This is a genomic window from Prosthecobacter gellanilyticus, assembly GCF_007992435.1.
Lineage (GTDB): Bacteria > Verrucomicrobiota > Verrucomicrobiia > Verrucomicrobiales > Verrucomicrobiaceae > Prosthecobacter > Prosthecobacter gellanilyticus.
The window spans coordinates 79,062-93,480 of the sequence record NZ_BKAG01000024.1; the positions used below are offsets into that span (position 1 = coordinate 79,062).

The 14,419-nt window shown below is 59.3% G+C and carries 10 protein-coding genes; 6 read left to right on the plus strand and 4 right to left on the minus strand.

The features are described 5' to 3' along the window. Positions 1-87 precede the first annotated feature (87 nt). On the minus strand, positions 88-1,554 hold the full coding sequence (locus BGE01nite_RS16595; protein WP_146851605.1) for a hypothetical protein: 1,467 nt from the start codon (positions 1,552-1,554) through the stop codon (positions 88-90). A gap of 249 nt (positions 1,555-1,803) precedes the next feature. Then, a complete protein-coding gene (locus BGE01nite_RS16600; protein ID WP_146851606.1) occupies positions 1,804-5,388 on the minus strand; it encodes a putative Ig domain-containing protein in 3,585 nt (1,194 codons plus the stop codon). Positions 5,389-5,770: 382 nt separating this feature from the next. Here BGE01nite_RS16600 and BGE01nite_RS16605 point away from each other — a divergent pair, with 382 nt between their 5' ends. Continuing rightward, complete coding sequence (locus BGE01nite_RS16605) at positions 5,771-7,210, plus strand: DUF1501 domain-containing protein (protein ID WP_146851607.1); 1,440 nt, start codon at positions 5,771-5,773, stop codon at positions 7,208-7,210. Between the two features lie 973 nt (positions 7,211-8,183). Here BGE01nite_RS16605 and BGE01nite_RS16610 read toward each other — a convergent pair. Further along, entirely contained in the window at positions 8,184-8,861 is a 678-nt protein-coding gene (locus tag BGE01nite_RS16610) for a 3-keto-disaccharide hydrolase (protein ID WP_146851608.1), read from the minus strand. 111 nt (positions 8,862-8,972) lie between these two features. Between BGE01nite_RS16610 and BGE01nite_RS16615 the strand changes: the two genes are divergently transcribed. The 5 genes from BGE01nite_RS16615 to BGE01nite_RS16635 all read left to right on the plus strand — a co-directional run bounded on the left by BGE01nite_RS16615 (position 8,973) and on the right by BGE01nite_RS16635 (position 12,889). Next, complete coding sequence (locus BGE01nite_RS16615) at positions 8,973-9,593, plus strand: L,D-transpeptidase (protein ID WP_146851609.1); 621 nt, start codon at positions 8,973-8,975, stop codon at positions 9,591-9,593. A 93-nt stretch (positions 9,594-9,686) separates the two neighbouring features. After that, positions 9,687-10,931 carry a 4-hydroxy-3-methylbut-2-enyl diphosphate reductase gene (locus BGE01nite_RS16620; RefSeq protein ID WP_146851610.1) on the plus strand — a complete coding sequence of 415 codons (1,245 nt, stop codon included), beginning with the start codon at positions 9,687-9,689 and terminating at the stop codon, positions 10,929-10,931. 27 nt (positions 10,932-10,958) lie between these two features. After that, on the plus strand, positions 10,959-11,927 hold the full coding sequence (hprK, locus tag BGE01nite_RS16625) for an HPr(Ser) kinase/phosphatase (protein WP_146851611.1): 969 nt from the start codon (positions 10,959-10,961) through the stop codon (positions 11,925-11,927). Positions 11,928-11,961: 34 nt separating this feature from the next. Continuing rightward, on the plus strand, positions 11,962-12,231 hold the full coding sequence (locus BGE01nite_RS16630; protein ID WP_146851616.1) for an HPr family phosphocarrier protein: 270 nt from the start codon (positions 11,962-11,964) through the stop codon (positions 12,229-12,231). Positions 12,232-12,271: 40 nt separating this feature from the next. Continuing rightward, positions 12,272-12,889, plus strand: a complete 618-nt coding sequence (locus BGE01nite_RS16635) for a hypothetical protein (RefSeq protein ID WP_146851612.1) — start codon at positions 12,272-12,274, stop codon at positions 12,887-12,889. Positions 12,890-13,014: 125 nt separating this feature from the next. Here BGE01nite_RS16635 and BGE01nite_RS16640 read toward each other — a convergent pair. Then, the coding region (locus tag BGE01nite_RS16640; RefSeq protein ID WP_146851613.1) for a prenyltransferase/squalene oxidase repeat-containing protein at positions 13,015-14,419 on the minus strand (1,405 nt) is incomplete at its 5' end.

Here is a 14,419-nt window from a genome sequence, read left to right on the forward strand (position 1 = left end):
TTCTGATGAGTTTTGGCAGCGTGTCGAATTCTCCAAACGTGCACACCTCAGTGCACGAACTGTATCATCAGCCCCCGACTACGACCGCTAAAACATCCACCGCAGGTTCATTGTCAGACGATCCTGCACGAGGTCATCGGGGACTGCTGCGAAATCACTGACGATGCGCTGCCAGGCGAGGCTGACGGTGGCGCGCTGGCAGATCTGATACGAGGCGCTGGTGTGGAAGGCGTGCTGATCGGCGGTGGCAAAGAGCCGGACCAGGGAAGCGGGATGCGCATCCGAGTCAAAGCGGGTGTGACCGTAACCCGCGCTGAAGGTGAAGCGATGCCAGGTCTGCCGCAGTGTGGCCGTGAAGCCATGCACACTCGTGTCCGAGGCGAAGACGCCTCCTGAGTTCTGGACGTCCTCGTAGAATCCGCCCAGGCCGAGGTCCGCGCCTTTCCAAAGCTGCGCAGACAGGGTGTAGTTGACGAAGCGAGCTTCGACGTAGTTGGAAAGGAGCCCGAGACTGGCCTCGCTGCCTGCCGAGAGCTGATGGGAGAACCTTCTCCCGAGGGGGCCGCCGAGACTGAGCGTGTAGTAAGGTGTGGCACCAAGGTCACGGTCGTCTCCAGAGCCCGTGACGAAACTGGCGGGTGAGCTAGGAATTCCGAAAGGGATGTAGATCCCTACAGGCTCCGGCCTTTCGAAATTCATTCCCTGAGCTCCAGCCTCCAACTTCAAGATTTGCTCGAAGGGGAGTTTAAGATCTGCAAAAAGGCCACCGTGCCATTGGTTGCCGTCATTGGAGAACTCCTCTTCAAAGGAAGACCAGGAGGCACCGGCGCGGAGGCCAAAGCGCATGACTGGAGAAGCCTGCCAAGCGACACTGGCAAGCACGCTGTTGATGTCCCGAGCAGCGAGAACATCGAGATTGCCATGAGGATTGAAGGGCGGTGTCTCGCTTGAACTGCGCGCGCTTTGGGAGGAGGCCCAGTTGTAGTTCAGCGTGAGGGACAGATCATCCAGAGGCTGCCAGTTCAAGGCCATGCCGAGATCATTCTGCATCGTGGCGATGAATGGAACCAGGGAGGTGCCTTGAAGAGGTCCCAAGAAGCTCACCAACGCATCAGGACGGGCCGCGAAGCGGTCATAAACTGTCAGGGTGACCTGGCCTAACCTTCTTTCATACACCAGAGATGATCCTGGCTGCATGAACCAGGCGCTGTCACCGCTCCCGGAAAATCCGAAGTCTTCGGTTGAAGCCAGCGTCACACCGCCGGCAGCATCCAGCGTCAGGCGACCGTTCTCCAGGCTTCCAAGCTGGCTGAAGAGCGAAAGCTCCGTGGTCGATGTCAACGCTTCCTGATCCGCACCGGCGAACTCGAGCCGGTTCCAGGCGAAGCTTTGATCCAAGGTAGCGGACAGCGGGAAGGCCCCGTTTTTGTCTGAACGACCAACAGTGCTGGGAGCTGAGCCGGTGGAGAGGAACGTGCGTCCGGATTGAAATTGCGAAGAGTAACTCGTGAAGTCTCCCTGGAGACGCTGAGCTCCCGCGAGGCTGGTGCTCATGAATGACGGATCACTGGTGCGAGTGAGCGATGGAGGTGCCTGCGTGGCAGAAGCTGGGGCATGCGCTGCCGCAGGTTCGTTTCGCGATTCGAGTTCATCCAACCAGGACGCGGCTTGAGAAGGTGAGACTGCGTTTTGTGCCAGTGCTGGAAGGCAAAGGGACAGTGCGACGGCGCTGACCGCCAAAGAACGAACAAGAGTCATGCTGCGAGAATGTGGAAGCCAGGCGTGAAGTTCTGTATTCAATATTTAGTTAGGTCTTTCCAAGAAGAGCTCGATCTCCACCGGCTTCATCGGCATGACTGCGGGTGATGCTCCTCCGATGGAAAGGGTGATACCACGGAGGCGGACGCTTTCTTCATAGCGGGCGACATCAGGCACCAGCATATACCCCTTTCCGACCTGCAAGCCTGGGAGAAGGACACCACGATAGCTGCCCGTGAGAGCGCGCCCTTTGTACGATCCCATGTTCAAGGAACCTGAGAAGGTGCCCTCGGCAGGCTGGATGGCCAAGGTGGCGGGCGATGAGGCAGGCAGCAAAGCGGTGGCCACATGACGGGTGCTGACCGTGAAACGACGAGAGGCACTCAAGCCATCGCGAGAACGTCCGCTCAAGACCACAGGCTGCCGGTGAAGTCCCATGAGAGTTTCTCCGGAGGCAGGAGCCACAAGGCGCTCCCCGACCACGCTGACATTCTCACTCACTGTGGCGAATTGAAAACCCTCGGGCCAGGTAGGCTGTGTTCGCAAAGGCTGCCTGATCCATTGAAGCCGGCCAGCCAACGAATTAAGACCGAGCTCAAGCCAGCCAGCGAGGTGGCCTGGGCCAGCGGTGGCGCAATGCAGAGGATGACGCAGCCCCTGATTATTTTCCCAATCCTCCACCCACTCACCGGAACCGGTGATACTGCTGCCATCAGGAAGTGATCCCACGTAGGTCACGCGGGAATCAGCGCCAAGCTTCACGCTCAACACACCGCTGCCGAGAGGAAGATTCGGCGGCAAGATGGCCTCTCCCACATCGACCGTGAGAGCGGTGGGATATTTGCCAGCGACATGGTAGGCGGGATTCAACTGGCGCACGATTCGCGCGGCCTGGAAAACGAAGAGCTTGTCCGAGCCTGTGGCATCAGACTCCAGGCACTGGCCGTCCCAGCGGACCGGGTGGCCCAAAAGCGGCGAGTTTGCTGTGGTGCGCAGAGTCCCTTTCATGCTCCCGGTGATGGGATCAAACACCAGTCTGGTCGTGGCCTGGATACGCGGAGTGCCGAGGGTATGGAGTGACAGTGAATCCAAAGTGATGTCACCCTGGATCCTCGTCGGCTGGCGCAACCCTGGGAGAACATCAGGCTGGGTCAGGCCGAGCACTCTAGCACTGGACAAGCGTGGATGCAGGACCAGGGGAATCTGACGGGAGACCTGACCATAGGTATTGCTGACGGTCACCGTCACATTGTAGGTTTTGCTCTCACCACTCGGAGTGCCTGAAGGTATGGAACTTGCCAGCGGAGTGCCGTAGATGCGCCCGGTGGAAGGGACGAGCGTTAATTCCGCCGGCAGGCCGGAAGCGCTGAAGGTCTGAGGCGTGCTGCTGGTGGCGGAAAGCGTGAACTCATAGGGCTGGCCAACCATGGCGTGGCCAAGCGTGGAGCTCAGCAACACGGGCACCGGCATGGCGCCGCCCTGGACCTGAAGGGTCAAGCTGACGATGGATCCTGAGGAGAGAAGTGTGGCTGGTGCCACGGCATCCGGCATCAAAGCTGTGGATGTAAACGAACCGTGATGGGCTCCCGAGACCGGATTGAGGCGAAGTGTCTGGCCTGCCTCAACGACACCTGGGAGTTCGGACACAGGCTGGGTTTGGTTGAAGAACCAAGAATAGGTTAGACCTGGACCTGCCACTTGGGCGGGATAGTTGAACTCGGATCCGCTGGCCGCAGTCCGGGTAACGCTGGAGTAGATCACCACGCCCACGTTAGCCGGCTGAGACTGGAATGATCTGCCATCGCTCAAATGGGCAGTCACCCGGTAGACACCTGCATTCTGCAGCGTCGGGCTGGAGATGGTCAACGTCGGGCCGGTTCCGGAAACGACGGTCCCGTCCATCCGCCACTCATAACGGCTGACAGGCGTCTTGAATGCACACGTAAGACTAAGCGAGGAGGACATTCCTGGCACAACGCGCACCCATTTGCTGACTGGCTGGGTGGTGAACCCTATCGTGGTCACTGTGATGGTCGCCGTATTCGAAGCGACGACTTCACCATTGGTCAGGTAAGCTTTGACCTGATAGACACCAGCATCGGTGGAACTCGCGGATGTGCTGACATCCAGGATAGCACTGGTTCCAGGGATGATCTTGCCGTCCTTGGTCCACTCAAAACGCTCAGCCGAGGGTCCCGAGAAGACCGAAACGATCTGCAGAGGTGAACCGCTTTCGACCGTGCGTGAGGCAGGCTGGCCACTGAAGTAATTGGTCACAGGATCCCTGGGATATGTCCCCAGCCTGGAACAGATGCTTCCAGCACTTGAATCGATGATGAGATAGGAGGACTTGTAACCGGTTGTCAGGGGAGCGGCTGTCACCTGCCCGATGACTTGCTCTCCGGCGGCCAAGGTCAGTGGAAACATGATTCCGGAAAAACTGAAGGTGGGATCAAGCTTGCGGACTCCGGTGAGTGTCACGCTCGAGCTTCCTGTATTAACGATCCGCACTGGCACGGTCTCAGATTGCAGCACTTGAAGAAAAACAAAATCCCGTTCCCCCGGGATCATCCTTAGAGGAGCACGGTCCAGGGCCTGGATCTTGAGATTGTCAATTGAGGTGACGGCGATGTCCGCCGTGCTGAAGCGCAAGGAAAGAATGTCACTGACTGATCCATCCACAATGTTCCATACTTTACGGATCTGACCGCCGATGCTGATGGAGAGCTGCCCCGTGACCTCATCCCAGACGATCTGAAACTGATTGTTAGCCGATGCTGTGTAGAGAAGGCTGCCTTGCGTGCCATCAGTAAGAGATACCGTGTCCTTGTAGAAACTCAGGATGCCTTCGCTCATGTCGACGCGAAGGAATCCGCCGTTCAAATCCAGAAAGAGCGCTGCGTGGGAACTTGGGGCATGGCTCAAATCATAATCGATCACGTAACGGCGGGCATTCAACGCGAGTGACATCTGGATTTGGTCATAGGTATCATTGTCCCGGCTCAGTTCGAGGTAGCGGCCCGCCCCGCCTGGACGCTCGCGCACCATGGTGCTGCCGAAATTGACTGACGAAGGAGCCCGCTGACCGCCCGTGGCCGTCATCTGATCCAACTTATGAGGTGCCGCCTCCCAGTCGATATCATAAACGTAGGGCTCAGGCAGAGGAGCTTGCAGCGGAGCCTCTCCAGCAGGCGGCTCCACCACGATGTTATCCAGATAATAACCGGTCTGCGGGATGCGCAGTTCCCGGATCTGCTGGAAGCTCGCAGGTAGCGAGCAGACCTTAAAGTCGGCTCCGGGTCCGGGACCATCGCCAAGCGGCAGTCGATTGATGGTGTGAGACACGATGCTGCCATCGCTCTTGACGCCCTGGACGGTCAGATCAATGACCGAATTGTAACCTGCCAGATCCAGCTGCACGGGTGTGAAAAGCAGGCCTTGCTCATGCACGAGCTTGAAGTCGCTATCCCCCGAAATGTATCGCGCGTAGGTCGAGCCATTGTCGGGAGAGTAGTTGTAGATTGACTGCTGCAGATAGGTCCCTCGCGGGGAGCTCGTCGACCCCACGGTGATCACAAAGCCCTGCTCGCGCAACTCTGGCCGCACATAACTGTCCGGCTCGTAGCTCATGACGTGAGGAGGGTCAAAGGCAAGCGTCCGTGTCTGAGCTTGAGCCTGAGCCTGAACGCCCAGGGAGAGACCTACCATCAAGCTGAGGGACGAAAAGACGAACCGAAAAGAAAAGGGCATTGAAACCTCGCATCTAAGCATAGATCCACAAGGGGGCAACCGCTGTAACCTAAGTCGAACGCCCCTAGGACAGCCTCTCCACTTTTGCGTCCTGGCGCGACGAATGTGTGCAAGTCCCGACTCGTCACCGGAGTATTGGTTTAGGTAGCGCCAGAGCTCATTCCCCCGTGTTCCCTGGACCCACTGCTTTTGTGCCCTGCCCCCCTTGAGGTTCTGCTCATGAAAGCTATGGGTCTAGACTGACCAGGAATCCCCCCTTTCCATGTCCCATCATCCCTTTAATCTCGAACATCATTTCCTGACCCGCCGCCAGATGCTGAGCCGTGTGGGGATGGGGATGGGCACCATGGCGCTCGGCGGACTCATGGGAGCGAACCAGGCGCAGGCGGCGATCGATGGCACGAATCCGTTCGGGGTGCGTCAGTCCCATCATGAGCCGAAGGCGAAGCGGGTGATCCATTTCTTCATGAATGGCGGGCCTTCCCAGGTGGACACCTTTGATCCGAAGCCGATGCTGGAGAAGTTTGACGGCAAGATCTTGCCGAGCGTGCTGAAGACGGAACGCCCGACCGGGGCTGGATTGAAGTCGCCTTTCGCGTTCAAGAAGTATGGTCAGTGCGGCCTGGAAGTCAGTGACATCTTTTCCAAGACGGCAGCGTACGCGGATGATCTCTGCGTGATCCGATCAATGAAGGCGGATGTGCCTAACCATGAGCCTTCTCTTGGTTTGATGAACTGCGGTGATGGGCGCCAGCATCGCCCGAGCTTTGGGTCGTGGGTGACGTATGGTCTGGGTTCGGAGAATGAGAACCTGCCGGGTTACATCTCCATGTGTCCGAAGGGCATGCCGACACGGCGCACGAAGAACTGGCAGTCGGCTTTCCTGCCGAGCATCTACCAGGGCACGTACATCAACACGGAAGACACCGAGGTGGACAAACTGGTGGAGTTCATCAAGAACGGCTCGCTGGATCTGAAGCAGCAACGCCGTCAGCTGGATCTGCTGTATGCGCTGAATGAGAATCATCTGAAGCAGCGCCAGAACGACCAGCAACTGGATGCGCGCATCCAGAGCTTCGAGCTCGCCTATCGCATGCAGATGGAGGCGACGGATGCTTTTGACATCAGCAAGGAGCCTGAGTCCGTGCGCAAGGCTTATGGTGAGAATGATTTCGGTCGTCAGACACTGATCGCACGTCGGTTGCTGGAGCGCGGAGTGCGCTTCATCCAGCTTTGGACGGGCGCAGGACAGCCCTGGGACAGTCATGATGAGATCCTGGACCATGCTCGCCTCGCGAAGGACGTGGACCAGGCGATCGCCGCTTTCATGGGTGACATGAAGCAGCGTGGCCTCTTTGATGAAACGCTAATGATCTGGGGCGGTGAGTTCGGCCGCACACCGGCGGTGGAACTGCCGACTCCGGGTGCGAATGCTGGCAAGCAGCGCGGTCGTGACCACAACCACTACGGCTTCACTTACTGGATGGCCGGTGGTGGTTCCAAAGGTGGTTATACCCACGGTGCCACCGATGAGTTCGGCTTCGCGGCCATTGAGAAGCCCGTGCATGTGCATGAACTGCACGCGACGATGCTGCACCTGCTGGGCTTTGATCACTCACGCTTCACGTATAAGTATGCGGGCCTCGACTTCCGTCTGACGGGGGTGGAGGAGTGCAGCATGGTGAAGGAGTTGATCGCGTAGACTGTTCTCGGTTCGCTGTTCTCAGTTCACGGTTGGCAGAGGTTCGGGGGGGCGGGGTCTCGGGCCATGCCTGTTTTTTTACAGGAGATTGGGAGAGGGGGAGTGTTTGAATCCGGAGCCGATGGCGAATGGACGACAAGTGGTGGGGTGGAAGTTTGATGAATGCGTTATTGGTTAGGTGGTTTCGTGAGCGTGGTGGACTTCGGAAAGCGCCGGAGGGCCGGCGCACTCCAGGACGCTCCGCGACTGCGAGGATGGGTGGTGACTGCCTGCGGTGTCCAAAGGGTCCGCTTGGGACTGTTGGGAGAGGGCAGATCGTGGAGGAGAATGCGGGGCGATGTGTGCTTTGAATTCTTTGTTCTTTGGGCACCCCGGTGAGAGGCTGGGGCGTGAGGAGCTTGGGCTGCGAAACACACGGAAGACGGGATGGGAGCCGTTGGCGGTGGTTTGCGATTGTTTGCCGTTGTTTGCGGTGGTTTCGGCCAATCCAACCGGATCGAGGGTGAACGGAAGCGTTTACGATTGTTTACCGTGGTTTATGATTGTTGACTGTTGTCTCAGAGCCGATCCGGCTGGATCCGACCTGATCCAACCTACTTGGAAGAAATGGAGGTGGGTGGAGGTGGTGCAGTCTTGGGCTCATCACACGGAGTGTGATGGCTACTTTGCTGGCGCGCTTCGCTGCGGGGCGCTGGGTGTGGATCCGACTGAATCCGACCTGATCCGACCTCGGGTTCCTGAGGTCGAAGAGGGAAGACTTACGTCTGCCGCTACATCGGATGCTTGGAGGCGACCGCGGGTGATCCAAGTGGATCCAAGTAGATCCAGGTCTTCGGGAGCCGTTGGCGGTGGTTTTCAGAGTCAATCCGACTGGATCCGACCTCGTGTTCGTGGGGTCGAAGAGGGCAGGCTGACGCCAGCCGCTACATGGCGGTCAGCGTCGATCCAAGCTAATCCAGGTAGATCCAGGCTACTATGGCTTCACGGGCTTCACCTTCACGTTCCGGATGGCGGCGGAGGTGTTGTAGGTGGAGATGGCCAGGGGGGCGTAGCTTTCGATGGGGCCGGGGCGGAGGCTGACTTTGCGGCCGGTGATGTCCTGGTCGACGATCTGCTTGTCATCCAGCCAGACGCTGAGGTTCTCGGGGGTGACACGCAGGCGGATTTTGTACCATTTGTCGTCCTCGTATTTCTGGTAGGAGCCGGTGTTGTTGTTGGCGGCATCGAAGTCATCAATGCTGCTGATGCCGGTGACGCTGCCACCCCAGCCGCCACAGATGAGGGTGGCGCACTTTTTGAGGTCGCCGACGGGGAAGGTCAGGCCACAGAAGAAGTCCACGCCCTGCAGACGCTTGGCCTCGAGGCTGATCTCGTAGTTGGTGAGGGGGAGGTCAGCGGGCTTTTTATAGACGACGCCGCTGAGGCTGTCCCCCTGATTGATGATCATAAGATCGCCTTCAAGTTCGACGGTGCCGCTGCCGCCGATGTCAACGGTTTCCCAGGCATCGAGGGACTTGCCATCAAAGAGCACGCGCTCAGTTGCAGCTTCCTTGGCCGGGGCTGCAGGGGCAGCGGGCTTGGCAGGTTCCTGGGCGGTCGAGATGATCAGGCAGGTCAGCAGAGCCAGGGCGGAGAGGGAGGCGATCTTCATGCGGATGGACAAAGGTGGGGCACACAAAACGCTTCTGCACGCCAAAACTATCGGTCACTGCTGAGAAAAACGGTGGAGACACGGGGAGGTCGTGCTAATCCTGAAGCCTCCATGACTTCCCCTACCCTTCGTCGTATCCTCCAGGGCGCTCTGCTTGCCGGCGTGGCTCTGTCCATGAGCAGCTGCAAAACCGTGCGCAGCCGCCACATCTATGGCCACGAGTTCAACCCCACGGTGACCCCTGCCAAAAACCCGAGCGCCGTGAAGGTGAAGGTGAGCACCGGTGCCCAGCGCGTGTACGTGGTGGAAGGTGACAAAGTCCTGCTGGCCACGCCCTGCTCCGTGGGCACCAACGGTTCCACCGGTGCCGGCACCTACCGCATCCAGTACAAGGAGGCCAAGCGCCGCCGTCAGAGCGAGCCAGACCGTGGTTACCCGATGGCCTACTGGCAGGAGTGGAAGTCCGCTTACGGCCTGCACTGGGGCTTCGTGAAGCCTTATCCCTGCACGCATGGTTGCATCCGCCTGCCTGCGAAGTCTGCCAAGGCTTTGTTCTCCCTGACGAGGACCGGCACGCCGCTGATCATCGCCAAGTCCCACCCTGAGGACAACACGGTGGGCAAGACCCTGCCGGTGGTGGATGACGGCCCGCTGCCTAACCCTGACCGTGGCTACCTGCTGAGCTCAAAATTCTTCACGGACATTGAGGCAGGCACCCTCTTTAAGCGCTAAGTTTGGCCTATTGTCCGTAGCTTTCGGGGAGAGGCGGCAGCCCCGCCTCTCCCTTTTTCACTTTCCCCCACCCTTTCGTTTCCAGTCGCCATCATGTCCAACGCCGCCCCAGCCTCCCGCCGAGTCAACGTCCGCACGCCGGAGGTCATGGAGCGTGTGCAGGCGGAGGTGGAGACACACTACCGCAGCCCGCTGGTGGAGACCATCCGCGCCCAGGGAAGCGTGCTCCAGATCGGCAGCACAACGGTGCGGCTGGCGCGTGAGTTCGGCTTTTGCTATGGCGTGGAGCGCGCGATCGATCTGGCGTATGCGGCGCGCCGAGTGTTTGCGGACAAACGTGTGTTTTTGCTGGGCGAGATCATCCACAATCCCGAGGTGAACCGCCAGCTCACGGAGATGGGCATCATCAGCATCCCGGTGGGCAAGCATGAAGAAGAAGTGGCCAAACTGACCAGTGATGATGTGGTCATCGTGCCAGCCTTTGGCGCTGAGACGGATTTGATGAAGCTGATCTCTTCCCGCGGCTGCATGGTGGTGGACACCACCTGCGGTGACGTGATGAGTGTATGGAAACGTGTGCGCGGCTATGCGAAGGGTGGCTTCACCTCCGTCATCCATGGCAAGGCCAGCCACGAAGAAACGCGAGCGACTTCCTCCCGCGCGATTGGCGACAACGGGAATGGACACTATCTGGTGGTGCTGACGCTTTCGGATGTGGACTTCGTCTGTGACTACATCCGCAAGGGTGGTGACAAGCAGGCCTTCCTGCAGCGTTTCAGCGCGGCCAGCGCCTGCTCGCCAGGCTTTGATCCAGATCTGCATCTGACCCGCGTGGGTGTGGCGAACCAGACCACGATGCTGAAGTCCGAGACTGAGGAGATCCAGCGCCGACTGCAGAAGGCAATTGAGGATCGTGATGGTGCGGGCAGCCCGAATTTCCAAGTCTTCGACACCATCTGCGGGGCGACACAGGACCGTCAGGACGGGCTCTTCCATCTGCTGCGCCAGCCGCTGGACATCTTGCTCGTCGTCGGTGGATATAACAGCTCGAACACCACCCATCTCGTGGAGATCGGTGAACAGCAGCTGCCCACCTTTTTCATCCGCACGGCGGAGTGTCTGACCTCGCTGGAGCAGATCGTGCATTTTGACCTGCATCTGAAAGCGGAGAAAACCAGCTACTCAGGCAAGCTCGCGGACACAACGAATCCCATCACCATCGGCATCACGGCAGGTGCCTCCTGCCCGAACAACCTCATCGAAGACACGCTGTTGAGGATCTTTGGCCTGCGCGGGATCGATGAGGCGCAGGTGCGTGCGGCTGCGGGGCTCGTTTGATTCGTTCCAGACTTCGACTTTCTCGCCATGCCTCCTCCTACCCGAGTCAAACGCCCGTCATCCATCACTGTCGGCGAGTTTTTCGCGGAAAATGAGAAGCCTTTGAAGCTGAAGATCGTGGGCACGGACGTGGGCTTTGCCCGCAAGATCCTGGAGCCTTCGGTGAACCGTCCAGGCCTGGCGCTCTCGGGCTTCTTTTCCTACTTCGCCTACAAGCGCGTGCAGGTGATCGGCAATTCGGAGCTCTCCTTCCTGGATTCGCTGGAGCCGAAGCTGCGCGCAGCCCGCTTCAGCCAGCTGTGCTCCTGGGAGATCCCCTGCCTCATCGTGGCGCGGGCGCATCGCCTGGCGGAAGACTTGGTGCAGATCGCCAATGAGGCTGGCATCTCCGTCTTCCAGACGAGCATGCTGACGATGAAGTTTCTGAACAATGCCACCATCAAGCTCGACACCGCCTTTGCGCCGACGCAGACCGTGCACGGATGCCTGGTGGATGTGCAGGGCATCGGCGTGCTCATCCAGGGCGATAGCGGCACCGGCAAGAGCGAGGCCGTGATCGGCCTGCTGCAGCGCGGTGCCAGCCTCGTCGCTGATGACGCCGTGCGTCTGCGCAACATCGAAGAGCGCGAGATTGTGGGCATGGCACCGGAGACCACGCGGGACATGATCGAGATCCGCGGTCTGGGCATTCTGAATGTGGCCGCGCTCTTTGGTGTGGGCTCGGTGCGCCTGAGCAAGCGGCTGGACCTCATCGTCCAGCTGGTGCATGTGAAAGAGTCTGAAGACCTGGAGCGGGTCGGCCGCGAGGACCAGACCGTCGACATCCTGGGCATCGCCGTGAACCGGGTGGAGCTACCGGTGGCGCCGGGCCGTGACGTGGCAGGCCTCATCGAGCTGGCCGCGCTGAACTACAAGCTGCGCTCCTTCGGCTACAACAGCGCGGTAGAGTTTGATCAAAGGCTGTTAAAAAAGATGGCGCAGGACCAATTAGGTTGATAATTAGCGCAACGCTACGCTGACACATACCATGATGCTTTCCAAAGACCTCACGATCCGCAACAAGATGGGCCTCCACGCCCGTCCTGCCGCGCAATTCGTGAAGCGTGCCAGCAAGTACAAGTGCGACATCTGGGTGGAAAAGGATGACGAGCCCGTGAACGGCAAAAGCATCATGGGGCTCATGATGCTGGCTGCGGGCCGTGGCGAGATCATCAAGCTCACGACCGAAGGTGCGGATGCCGAAGAGGCCATGAACGACCTTGAGGAGCTCATCAACACCGGTTTCGGTGATGTGGAGTGAGAGGCTTGCCACGCACCGGCAATTCTGATTCAATCCGGGCATGAAAACCTGTGTCGCTGTTCTTCTGACGGTTCCCTGGCTGCTGAGCAGCTGCGGGTCCACCTCGTCGAAAGGCAGCCCCGAGAAGGCTCTTTCAGAGATGACCATGGAGGAACGGCGCGGCCGCTCCGTCAAGGCGCTGAAAGAAGGTTTCCGGTCTGACAACCCGGCCTTCCGCAGCCGCTATGACAAGGCCGCGAGAGCCGTGCTGACCCAAGGCAAGGATGGCAGCGCGAGCTGGCTCAGCCGGCAGAAGCACAGCGCCCATGATTTCAACGGCGTAAAGACCTTCAATGCCGGCAACCAGTTCCAAACCAAAAGTTTTGCAGGCACCAATGACAAGAACTGGATGGGCAAGAAGGCGCTGAGCGAGCGCGACAAAGTGCCTGCATTTGCCGACAATCAATTCAACACCAAGGACAGCCCTCTGGCCGACAACATGGCGCGTGAAGGCAGCCAGAAGTCAAAGCTGGGGGACAGTGTCTTCAAGACCACGCTGAACCGCATGGGCACGAAGAGCCAGGAGAAGACTGAGAAGATCAACATCATCGAGCTTCCGCAGCAGTCAAAGAACCCGGCCTACACGGAAGACCAGGTGAAGAAGCTGCTCGGTCGATGAGATGAGGACGGCAGCGACGTGCGCCTCTGGCACCCGCAGCGCCCCGTGACTTCGGCGTCACGGTATGATCCGTGACACCTCAGGCCGCGATGCCGCACAGGTTCTGCGCGGACCACGCACTTTGATCACTGACGGTCAAAGAAGCTCGTCTCCTCACGATCGCCCACCTTGAGGTAGCGGTAGTACACCTCAAGCTGAAGCGTGCAGAGCACCTGGCGGTAGATCGGATTGCCGTTGTCGCTGCCATGCGTCCAGTTAGGCCTGCCGGCCTTGAAGCTGCCATCTGGCTGCTGGGCGGAAAGGATCTGCGGGAGGAACTGCTGGTTGTAGAACTTCCATTCGTCACCGCCAGCCTGGAAGAAGGCCTGGGTGTAGTAATACCAGCAGTAGAGGTTGCAGTTCTTGTTCCAATCAAGAGGCTCGGCCTCCAGGAAGCGATGCAGGAAGTCGATGCCCTTCTTGATGGAGGCGGTGCGGCCCTTGCCCAGAGTCTGCAGGCCCAGAGCACCGGTGCCGGTCAGGCTCCACTGGTTGTAGGCCTGGTCACGATTGGTGTTGCCGAAGCCACCATCCTTGGACTGCACGCGCTCAATGTAGTCGCAGGTTTTGTCGATGGCGGAATGCAGGCCATCGATCTTCAGGCCGGTGAACTTCGCCGCCTTCAGAGCCTGATACTGCCAGCCTGCCACGGAGAGGTCCTCGCGTTTCGAGGTGGGCTTCCCTTCAGAAATGTTCTTCGTGTAGTAGTCCCAGGAGCCCTCGGCCTTGCCTGCGTCTCCCTTGTTCTGGCACTTGATGATGAGCTGCACGCCTTTCACGAAAGCGTCCTTCATGCCTGGAAGCTCCTTGTTGCCCAGACGTGCCAGCGTGTACATCTCACCCAAGGCATAAGTGGCGATGCCGTGCTCATAAGCACCTGCGTTGCCTTTGAAGTCCTCGGTGATGGCGCCGTGCTCGTTCTTCTTGGACAGCTCAATGAGGTACATGATGCCCTTCATCACGTTGTCGCCATAGAAGGGTGACTCAGGAGTCTCGCAGCGGCCCAGGTAGCAAAGCAGCACCATGCCGGTCATCGCGGCCTTGTTGCCACTGCCCCAGGAACCGTCTGGATTCTGCTTCGACTTCAGCCACTCCAGCGAGTTTGAAACCGCGCGCTCGCACTCCGGGCTGCCACCGCTCTCCGCCAGCTTCTTCAAGCGCTCCTGCGGCGAGCAGCGTGTCTTCATGGAAGGTGGCAGGCTCACAAACCCCTGCATGGCGCCCATGCCCATGCCTGTGCCGAAACCACCGCCCGAACCAGCTTTGCCGAAACCACCACTGCCCAGGGAGCCACCACCGATCATGGAACTCACGTCCGGCACGTCCAGGAGATCGGGCGGAGCATCTGGAAGCGTCACGGCGGAATTGCTGCTCGTGCTCACGATCTTCTTCATCGGCACGGTCTTGTTCAGCGTCTTGCGCTTGTTCTGATTCACCTTGTGCTTCATCTCTGCGGAAGCTTGCGCTCCCTGCTGGCTGCCGCCGCCGGGC

What these genes read in the sequence shown, in the direction of transcription:
- BGE01nite_RS16630 (WP_146851616.1), top strand. Translation starts at nt 11,962, where the DNA reads ATGCTTTCCAAAGACCTCACGATCCGCAACAAGATGGGCCTCCACGCC.
- hprK (WP_146851611.1), top strand. Translation starts at nt 10,959, where the DNA reads ATGCCTCCTCCTACCCGAGTCAAACGCCCGTCATCCATCACTGTCGGC.
- BGE01nite_RS16605 (WP_146851607.1), top strand. Translation starts at nt 5,771, where the DNA reads ATGTCCCATCATCCCTTTAATCTCGAACATCATTTCCTGACCCGCCGC.
- BGE01nite_RS16620 (WP_146851610.1), top strand. Translation starts at nt 9,687, where the DNA reads ATGTCCAACGCCGCCCCAGCCTCCCGCCGAGTCAACGTCCGCACGCCG.
- BGE01nite_RS16635 (WP_146851612.1), top strand. Translation starts at nt 12,272, where the DNA reads ATGAAAACCTGTGTCGCTGTTCTTCTGACGGTTCCCTGGCTGCTGAGC.
- BGE01nite_RS16595 (WP_146851605.1), bottom strand. Translation starts at nt 1,554, where the DNA reads ATGAGCACCAGCCTCGCGGGAGCTCAGCGTCTCCAGGGAGACTTCACG.
- BGE01nite_RS16610 (WP_146851608.1), bottom strand. Translation starts at nt 8,861, where the DNA reads ATGAAGATCGCCTCCCTCTCCGCCCTGGCTCTGCTGACCTGCCTGATC.
- BGE01nite_RS16600 (WP_146851606.1), bottom strand. Translation starts at nt 5,388, where the DNA reads ATGAGCTACGAGCCGGACAGTTATGTGCGGCCAGAGTTGCGCGAGCAG.
- BGE01nite_RS16615 (WP_146851609.1), top strand. Translation starts at nt 8,973, where the DNA reads ATGACTTCCCCTACCCTTCGTCGTATCCTCCAGGGCGCTCTGCTTGCC.